This is a genomic window from Corynebacterium sp. (assembly GCF_052107835.1).
Lineage (GTDB): Bacteria > Actinomycetota > Actinomycetes > Mycobacteriales > Mycobacteriaceae > Corynebacterium.
This window is the reverse complement of sequence record NZ_JBQEDF010000004.1, coordinates 98,721-107,196: the sequence shown is the minus strand read 5'-3', so window position 1 is coordinate 107,196 and position 8,476 is coordinate 98,721. Positions and strand designations below refer to the sequence as shown.

The window sequence follows — 8,476 nt, the reverse complement described above, 5'->3', positions numbered from 1 at the left end:
GCCCAGCAGTTGAATCCGCGTTCCCGGGCACAGTAAACGGATCGACCCGGGGAACCATGACGGTCCTCCGGGTCGATTACTGTGGGTGAAGCGCTAATTTTCCTGCTCAGGGGTGGTAATTGAGCAGTGCGTCAGGGATGAGCGGTGTCACGACCTGGTCGATGGTGCCCCAGTTGTTGTAGACCGCCCAGTCTCCCTGGGTGAGAACGTCTTGGGCCAGTGAGATGAGTGCGTTGATGTCCATGGTGGCCAGAATAGCAGGTCATGGCATCCACGTCTTGTTCTACGTGTGACTAGTGGGGTAATTGGGGCTGATGTGACTAGCGGAACTAGGTCACATTCGCCGCCTTCAGATCGCCCCCGATCCGGGACAGCAGAATGCCGAGGATGGACAACATGGCGATGACCAGGAACGCCAGTCCACTCATCCACGAGTTGTCCGATCCGACGAACAACCCCGTGATGATCGCGGCAACGCCCGCAACCGCCGACACCCAGAGGATGATCTGGCAGGTCAGCCAGAAGAACCGGTAGGGATCACGGCTGTCCAGGGGGGTCACGATGGTGTCCTCGACAGTGACCTGGTCCTTGATCCCGTCCGAGTCCGGGTGGGTGCCCCGGTCCGGCTCGCTGTTCGGTGACGACTGCTGGGATGAACTCTCGGTCATGGCGACGGTCCTTTCAACGGGTGTGCTGTCGTCCTCCAGTCTGCCACCTCTGTTCCGTGCCCGGCGCAGGGGTAGTAGACTGGGCCGCTGATGTTCGCGTCAACGGGGGAACCACCCTGTGACGCGGAATGACACTGAACAAACCGAAAGGACAACGCGACGTGCTGCGCACCCATCTCTGTGGTGATCTTCGCCCTGACCACATCGGCGAGGAGGTCACCCTCACCGGCTGGGTCTCCCGTCGGCGCGACCACGGTGGAGTCATCTTCATCGACCTCCGCGACCGTTCCGGTCTGGCCCAGGTCGTGTTCCGTGAGAATGAGGTCGCCGAGCGCGCCCACGCCCTGCGCAGCGAGTACTGCCTGAAGGTCACCGGCGTTGTCGAGGCACGTCCGGAAGGGTCGGAGAACCCGAACCTGGACTCCGGCGCCATCGAACTCAACGTCTCCGCCCTGGAGATCCTCAACGAGTCGGCCGCCCTGCCGTTCCAGATCGACGACGCATCGTCCGGTGGCGAGGTCGGCGAGGAAACCCGTCTGAAGTACCGGTACCTCGACCTCCGCCGCGACAACCAGGCACGGGCGCTGCGCCTGCGGTCCCAGGTCAACAATGCCGCGCGCAACGTCCTGGTCAACAACGAGTTCACCGAGATCGAGACCCCCACGCTCACCCGTTCCACCCCCGAGGGTGCACGTGACTTCCTGGTCCCCGCACGTCTGCGTCCTGGCAGCTTCTACGCTCTCCCGCAGTCGCCGCAGCTGTTCAAGCAGCTGCTCATGGTCGCCGGCATGGAGCGCTACTTCCAGATCGCCCGCTGCTACCGCGACGAGGACTTCCGCGCGGACCGTCAGCCGGAGTTCACCCAGCTGGACGTCGAGATGAGCTTCGTCGACCAGGAGGACGTCATCGCCCTGGCCGAGGAGGTCCTGGCCGCCGTCTGGCGACAGATCGGCTACGAGATCACCGCCCCCATCCCGCGGATCACCTACGCCGAGGCGATGGAGAAGTACGGTTCGGACAAGCCCGACCTGCGTTTCGGCATCGAGATCACCGAGTGCAAGGAGTTCTTCAGGGACACGACCTTCCGCGTGTTCACCCAGGAGTACGTCGGTGCGGTCGTCATGGACGGCGGCGCGTCCCAGCCCCGCCGCACCCTCGACGCCTGGCAGGAGTGGGCGAAGCAGCGTGGCGCCAAGGGACTCGCCTACATCCTCGTGGGGGAGGACGGCACCCTGTCCGGCCCCGTTGCCAAGAACATCACCGACGACGAGCGCGCCGGCATCGCGGAGCACGTCGGGGCCAAGCCCGGCGACTGCATCTTCTTCGCCGCCGGCGAGGTCAAGTCGTCCCGTGCACTGCTCGGTGCCGCCCGCGGTGAGATCGCCGACCGTCTCGGCCTGATCAAGGACGGGGACTGGGCCTTCACCTGGGTCGTCGACGCCCCGATGTTCGAGCCCGCCGCGGACGCCACGGCGTCCGGCGACGTCGCACTCGGGCACTCCGCGTGGACTGCCGTGCACCACGCGTTCACCTCCCCGAAGCCGGAGTGGGCGGACAGCTTCGACGAGAACCCGGGCGAGGCCACCGCCTACGCCTACGACATCGTCTGCAACGGCAACGAGATCGGCGGCGGTTCCATCCGTATCCACCGCCGCGACATCCAGGAGCGTGTCTTCGCGGTCATGGGCATCACCGAGGAGGAGGCCCGCGAGAAGTTCGGCTTCCTGCTGGACGCCTTCGCCTTCGGGGCCCCGCCGCATGGCGGCATCGCCTTCGGCTGGGACCGCATCGTGTCCCTGCTGGGCGGCTACGACTCCATCCGCGACGTCATCGCCTTCCCGAAGTCGGGCGGCGGCGTCGACCCGCTCACCGACGCCCCGGGCGAGATCACCGCGCAGCAGCGCAAGGAGTCCGGGATCGACGCCAAGCCGAAGAAGAACGTCTGACACCCGGACACGGGACCGGACACAGTGAGGAGATGGACGTGCTGAGTATCGATTCCGCCCTGGAGAGTGCAACGCACCTGCTGGCGAGCCGTTTCGGCGGCACCCCGGAGCTCACCCACCCCGAGGACCTCGGGGGCAGCGGCGAGTCACTGGTGGTCCGGGTCCGGGTCACCCCCAACCCGTTCCTCCAGGAGCGCAGCGTGGTCATCAAGCAGCTGCCTCCGCTGGAGGGCGGGGAGGACGAGGCGACCGCGGCCCTCGTCCGTGAGGTCGTCGCCTACCAGTACACGAACACCCTCGCCGAGGAGAACCGGCCGGGACCGCAGCTCCTCGCCCACGATATCGAGGGACGCCTGATGGTCCTCTCCGATGCCGGGGACGGCCGCAACTACGCCGACATCCTCACCGTGGACGGTGAGTTCGAGCGTGCCGCCGCCCTGCGCAAGCTGGGCCGTGCGCTGGGTCGCATGCACGTCGCCACCGCGGACGGGCAGGAGGCCTTCGACACACTCAACCGGCGTCTGTACTCGCGGCACAACCTCCCGGCCGCGCAGACCGGGGAACGCGACGTGGATGTCGCGGTACTGGTCGATCAGGGCCTCGAGCTGCTCCGTCGCAGCGGGGTGGCGGTCCACCCCACGGTGGAGGAGTTCGCCGAGGAGGCCGGGCAGCGCCAGCACCGTTCGCGGCTGCAGGCGTTCACCCCGTTCGACCTGACCCCCGACAACATCATGCTCGCCGACTCCGTGGAGTTCCTCGACTACGAGTGGGCCGGGTTCCGGGACATCGTCTCGGACGTGGCGTGCGTGATCGCCGGGTTCCCGCACGACACCACCACACCGCTGATGGAGGACGCCGAACTGCGCGAGTTCGTCGAGGCGTGGAGTTCGGAGGTGATCGCGGTCTGGCCGGCCGTGCGTGAGGAGGGCAGGCTGGAGAAGGCGTTGATGGCGTCGCTCGTGGGCTGGTCCCTGATGAGCCTGTCACTGCTCTACCACGGCACGCTCGCGGTGATCGAGGGGGCGGGGTCGGCCGCCGAGGGCGCCCGCCGCCTCGACCGGATGCCGCGCGAGCACCTGGCGGATCTGGCGACGACGGTGGAGTCGGTCCGCCGTTTCGCCACCCAGCACCACGAGTCCGATGAACGGTTCACCGACGTCGGTGACTTCGCCGTCGACCTGCTGTCGACCCTGTCCAGGCTCGGCGCGCACCCGCAGACACGGTGAGCCCCCGATGAGCGACGACGGCCTGTTCGACGTCCCCGGCGGGAACGACGATGACGGTGCCCCGGCACCCCCGTCGCGTTCCGCCGAGTCGTACTTCCATCCCGGTGCCCACGCGCCGCTGGCGGTCAGGATGCGGCCCCGCGGCCTCGATGAGGTCGTCGGCCAGCAGCACGTCCTCGGCGAGGGCTCCCCGCTGCGCCGCCTGGTCGACGGGAGCGGCGACACCTCGGTGATCCTCTACGGACCCCCCGGGACCGGCAAGACCACCGTCGCCTCGCTGGTCGCCGGGGCGTCGGGACGCCGTTTCGAGGCACTCTCCGCGCTGAACTCCGGTGTCAAGGAGGTCCGTGCGGTCATCAGCGACGCCCGCCGCCGGCTCACCCACGGCGAGTCGACCGTGCTGTTCATCGACGAGGTGCACCGTTTCTCCAAGACGCAGCAGGACGCACTCCTCGGCGCCGTGGAGAACCGCACCGTCCTGCTCGTGGCCGCGACGACGGAGAACCCGAGTTTCTCGGTGGTCGCCCCGCTGCTGTCACGCTCACTTCTGGTCCAGCTCAAGCCCCTGGAGGAGAGTGACATCTCCACGCTGCTGCACAGGGCGGTCACCGACCGTCGCGGCTACGGCGGCACGATCTCGCTGTCGGACGGGGCGGGCTCCCTGCTCACCGCCCTGGCGGCAGGCGATGCCCGGCGTGCGCTGACCTACCTGGAGGCGGCCGCAGAGAGCATCGGTGAGGGGGAGACCCTCACCGAGGAGGACGTCCGGCGCTCCACCGACCGCGCCATCGCCCGCTACGACAGGGACGGCGACCAGCACTACGACATCACCAGCGCCTTCATCAAGTCGATCCGCGGTTCCGACCCGGACGCCGCACTGCACTACCTGGCACGGATGATCGATGCGGGGGAGGACCCCCGCTTCATCTCGCGGCGTCTGGTCGTCCACGCGTCCGAGGACATCGGCCTGGCCGACCCCACCGCCCTGCAGGCGGCTGTCGCCGCGCACCAGGCCGTGGAGTTCATCGGCATGCCCGAGGGCCGGATCCCACTGGCGCAGGCGACGGTGCACCTGGCCACCGCGGCGAAGTCGAACGCGGTCATCACGGGCATCGACGCCGCACTGGCCGACGTCCGCGAGGGCAGGGGATCGGTGGTTCCGGCGCACCTGCGTGACGGCCACTACTCCGGTGCGGAGGCGCTCGGCAACGCCGTCGGCTACCGGTACCCGCACGATGACCCGCGCGGCGTCCTGCGCCAGGACTACCTGCCCGGTGACCTCGCCGGGGCGTCCTACTACGAGCCCACCGACCACGGCCGGGAGCACGCCCTGCGGTCCCGGGTGGAGACCCTCCGTGGGATTGTGCGCGGCGACGGGTAGACTGTTGCCGGTTAAGTCCCGTATCAAGAGCACGAGCAACAAGAAGGTCCCAGCACAGTGCAGACGCATGAGATCCGCGAGCGATTCATCAACCACTTCGTGAAGCAAGGTCACACCGAGGTGCCCAGCGCCTCGCTGATCCTCGATGATCCGAACCTGTTGTTCGTCAATGCCGGCATGGTGCCCTTCAAACCCTACTTCCTCGGCGAGCAGACCCCGCCGTACTCGCGGGCGACGTCCATCCAGAAGTGCGTGCGCACCCTCGACATCGAGGAGGTGGGCATCACCACCCGCCACAACACCTTCTTCCAGATGGCGGGCAACTTCTCCTTCGGGGACTACTTCAAGCGCGAGGTCATCCGCTTCGCCTGGTCACTGCTGACCAACCCGGTCGCCGAGGGCGGCTTCGGGATCCCGGAGGACAGGCTGTGGCCGACGGTGTACCTCACCGACGACGAGGCCGCCGACATCTGGCACAACGACATCGGGGTGCCCGCCGAGCGGATCCAGCGCCGCGATGGCGAGGACAACTACTGGGACATGGGTGTGCCCGGGCCCGGCGGACCGTGCTCGGAGATCTTCTACGACCGTGGCCCGGAGTACGGGATCGACGGCGGTCCGGCGGCGGACGAGAACCGCTTCATCGAGATCTGGAACCTGGTGTTCATGCAGGACATCCGCGGCGAGCTCAGCCCGAAGGAGGGGCACGAGCCCGTCGGGGAGCTGCCGCAGAAGAACATCGACACCGGTATGGGCATCGAGCGCGTCGCCTGCATTCTGCAGGGCGTGGACAACGTCTACGAGACCGACCTGCTGGCCCCGGTGATCCGGGTGGCGGAGGAGCTGACCGGCGCCACCTACGGTGCGGACGGGGAGTCCGACGTCCGCTTCCGGGTCATCGCCGACCACTGCCGGACCGCCCTGATGCTCATCCTCGACGGTGTCACCCCCGGCAACGAGGGGCGTGGCTACATCCTTCGCCGCCTGCTGCGCCGCGTGATCCGTTCGGCCCGCCTGCTGGGCGCGGCCGGCACCACCATGGAGCGCTTCATGGAGACCGTGCGCGAGACCATGACCCCGTCCTACCCGGAGATCGCCCGGAACTGGGAGCGTATCCGTGCGGTCTCCGTCGGCGAGGAGACCGCCTTCCTGAAGACGCTGGAGTCCGGCACGCACCTGTTCGAGAACGCCGCGGCGAAGGTCCGGGCCGCGGGCGGGACCGAACTGCCGGGTGGGGAGGCCTTCACCCTGCACGACACCCATGGCTTCCCGATCGACCTGACAGTGGAGATGGCCGCGGAGGCCGGTCTGACCGTGGACAAGGCCGGTTTCGACGACCGCATGGCCGAGCAGAGGGCTCGTGCCAAGGCGGACAACCGCGCCAAGAAGCAGGTCCATGCCGATGTGTCGGTCTACCGGCCGTTCGTCGACAACCACGCGACTGCTTTCCTGGGCTACGACACCACCGACGCCGAGGGCCGTGTCCTCGGGATCGTGGTCGAAGGGAACTTGGTCGACCGTGTCGCGGAGGGGACGAAGGCCGAGGTCATCCTCGACCAGACGCCGTTCTACGCCGAGGCGGGCGGCCAGATGGCCGACCGCGGCACCCTGACCGGCCCCGGCGGCCTCGCCACCGTCGACGATGTCCAGAAGACCGGCCGCAAGGTCTGGCTGCACCGGGTGACTGTCACCGGTGGTGAGCTGGCGGTGGGTGACACTGTGGCCGCGCACGTCGACCACACCTGGCGCCACCAGGCACGCCAGGCGCACTCCGGCACCCATCTGATCCACGCCGCCCTGCGCCAGGTGCTCGGGCCCACCGCGGTCCAGGCCGGCTCGCTGAACCGTCCGGGGTACCTGCGTTTCGACTTCACCTACGCCGAGCACCTCACGGACGACCAGCTGTCCCGGATCCAGGACATCGCCAACGAGGCCGTGGACACCGACTACCAGGTCAACACCATCGAGACCAGCCTCACCGAGGCCAGGGAGATGGGCGCGATGGCCCTGTTCGGCGAGAACTACGGTGACCAGGTGCGCGTCGTGGAGATCGGCGGTCCGTTCTCCATGGAGCTGTGCGGTGGCATCCACGTCGGACACTCCTCGCAGGTCGGTCCGGTGACCGTGCTGGGCGAGTCCTCCGTGGGCTCGGGGACACGCCGCATCGAGGCCTACACCGGCATGGACTCCTTCCGGTACCTCGCCGACCAGCACCGGGTCGCCGACGCCGTGGCTTCCCGCATGCGCATCCCCACCGAGGAGATCCCGGAGCGTTTCGACCAGATCTCCTCCCGGCTGCAGGCCGCGGAGAAGCGGATCGACCAGTTCCGCACCGCCGAGCTCACCGCGAAGGTCGGTGACTACGTGATGCACTCCGTGGACGTCCACGGGATCCGCGTCACCGCCGCCCGCATCCCCGACGGGATCGCCGCGGGTGACCTGCGCACCATAGCCAATGACGCGAAGGGACGTTTCGGCACCGACCCGGCGGTCGTCGTCTTCGCCTCGGCGGACCCGCAGACCGGAAAGGTCCCGTTCATCGCCGCCGCGAACGATGCCGCGGTGGACCGTGGTGTCTCCGCCGGCGACATTGTCAGGACGATCGCCCCGCTGATCGGCGGACGCGGCGGCGGCAAGCCGTCCATGGCGCAGGGCTCGGGTTCCGACGCGAGCGGGGCGGACGCCGCCATTGCCGCGGTCCGGGAGTACGTGGAATCGGCGACGGGGGGCAACTGATGCCCACCGCTGACCGCCCCGGCGGGGACGACCCCGGCAGGGGCCGCCGTCTCGGGATCGACGTCGGTACCGTCCGTATCGGCGTGTCGCTGTCCGATCCGGACGGGATCCTCGCCACACCCCTGGAAACCGTCGATGCGGAGAAGGGGACCGGGGAACGCCCCGGGGCCGAGATCTCGCGGATCCTCGACCTCATCCGGGAGAACGGCATTGTCGAGGTCATCGTCGGTTTGCCGGTGAGCATGCGCTCCCGGCGCACCGCCAGCACGGCCCGCGCCGAGAACTATGCCCGTGAACTGGCTAAACGCCTCGACGGGATCCCGGTACGGCTGGTGGACGAGCGGATGTCGACCGTCGCCGCCACCACCGCCATGCACGCCTCCGGCGTCAGCGCGAAGAAGGGCCGGTCCCGTATCGACCAGGCCGCGGCGGTCCATATTCTGCAGGGATGGCTGGACGCCAGACGCAATTCAGTTGCCGGAGAACCGGGTGTTTAACACCTGAGAATCATTCGTGTCG

Annotated in this window: 7 protein-coding genes; 5 read left to right on the top strand and 2 right to left on the bottom strand. The window is 68.2% G+C overall.

Going from position 1 to position 8,476, the window contains the following annotated elements:
• Window positions 1–106: 106 nt before the first annotated feature.
• Window positions 107–244: a hypothetical protein gene (locus tag ACTIL2_RS01995; RefSeq protein WP_442335772.1), complete on the bottom strand. Its 138-nt coding sequence runs from the start codon at window positions 242–244 to the stop codon at window positions 107–109.
• An 85-nt stretch (window positions 245–329) separates the two neighbouring features.
• Complete coding sequence (locus tag ACTIL2_RS01990) at window positions 330–668, bottom strand: hypothetical protein (protein WP_442335771.1); 339 nt, start codon at window positions 666–668, stop codon at window positions 330–332.
• Between the two features lie 161 nt (window positions 669–829).
• Between ACTIL2_RS01990 and aspS the strand changes: the two genes are divergently transcribed.
• From aspS to ruvX, 5 genes are read left to right on the top strand one after another with little or no spacing between them, the layout of a single operon-like run.
• Window positions 830–2,614, top strand: a complete 1,785-nt coding sequence (gene aspS / locus ACTIL2_RS01985) for an aspartate--tRNA ligase (RefSeq protein ID WP_442335776.1) — start codon at window positions 830–832, stop codon at window positions 2,612–2,614.
• 32 nt (window positions 2,615–2,646) lie between these two features.
• The gene (locus tag ACTIL2_RS01980; RefSeq protein ID WP_442335770.1) at window positions 2,647–3,840 is read left to right on the top strand and encodes a phosphotransferase; all 1,194 of its coding nucleotides are present in this window, start codon (window positions 2,647–2,649) and stop codon (window positions 3,838–3,840) included.
• A 7-nt stretch (window positions 3,841–3,847) separates the two neighbouring features.
• Window positions 3,848–5,221, top strand: a complete 1,374-nt coding sequence (locus tag ACTIL2_RS01975) for a replication-associated recombination protein A (protein ID WP_442335769.1) — start codon at window positions 3,848–3,850, stop codon at window positions 5,219–5,221.
• Window positions 5,222–5,278: 57 nt separating this feature from the next.
• A complete protein-coding gene (alaS, locus tag ACTIL2_RS01970; RefSeq protein ID WP_442335768.1) occupies window positions 5,279–7,957 on the top strand; it encodes an alanine--tRNA ligase in 2,679 nt (892 codons plus the stop codon).
• Window positions 7,957–8,454, top strand: coding sequence for a Holliday junction resolvase RuvX (ruvX, locus tag ACTIL2_RS01965; protein ID WP_442335767.1), 498 nt, complete (start codon window positions 7,957–7,959; stop codon window positions 8,452–8,454). Before alaS ends, ruvX begins: the two co-directional genes overlap by 1 nt.
• The last annotated feature ends 22 nt before the right edge of the window (window positions 8,455–8,476 follow it).

Coding starts and splice junctions, on each gene's coding strand:
- ACTIL2_RS01990 (WP_442335771.1), bottom strand. CDS start 668: ATGACCGAGAGTTCATCCCAGCAGTCGTCACCGAACAGCGAGCCGGAC.
- ACTIL2_RS01995 (WP_442335772.1), bottom strand. CDS start 244: ATGGACATCAACGCACTCATCTCACTGGCCCAAGACGTTCTCACCCAG.
- ACTIL2_RS01980 (WP_442335770.1), top strand. CDS start 2,647: ATGGACGTGCTGAGTATCGATTCCGCCCTGGAGAGTGCAACGCACCTG.
- ACTIL2_RS01975 (WP_442335769.1), top strand. CDS start 3,848: ATGAGCGACGACGGCCTGTTCGACGTCCCCGGCGGGAACGACGATGAC.
- ruvX (WP_442335767.1), top strand. CDS start 7,957: ATGCCCACCGCTGACCGCCCCGGCGGGGACGACCCCGGCAGGGGCCGC.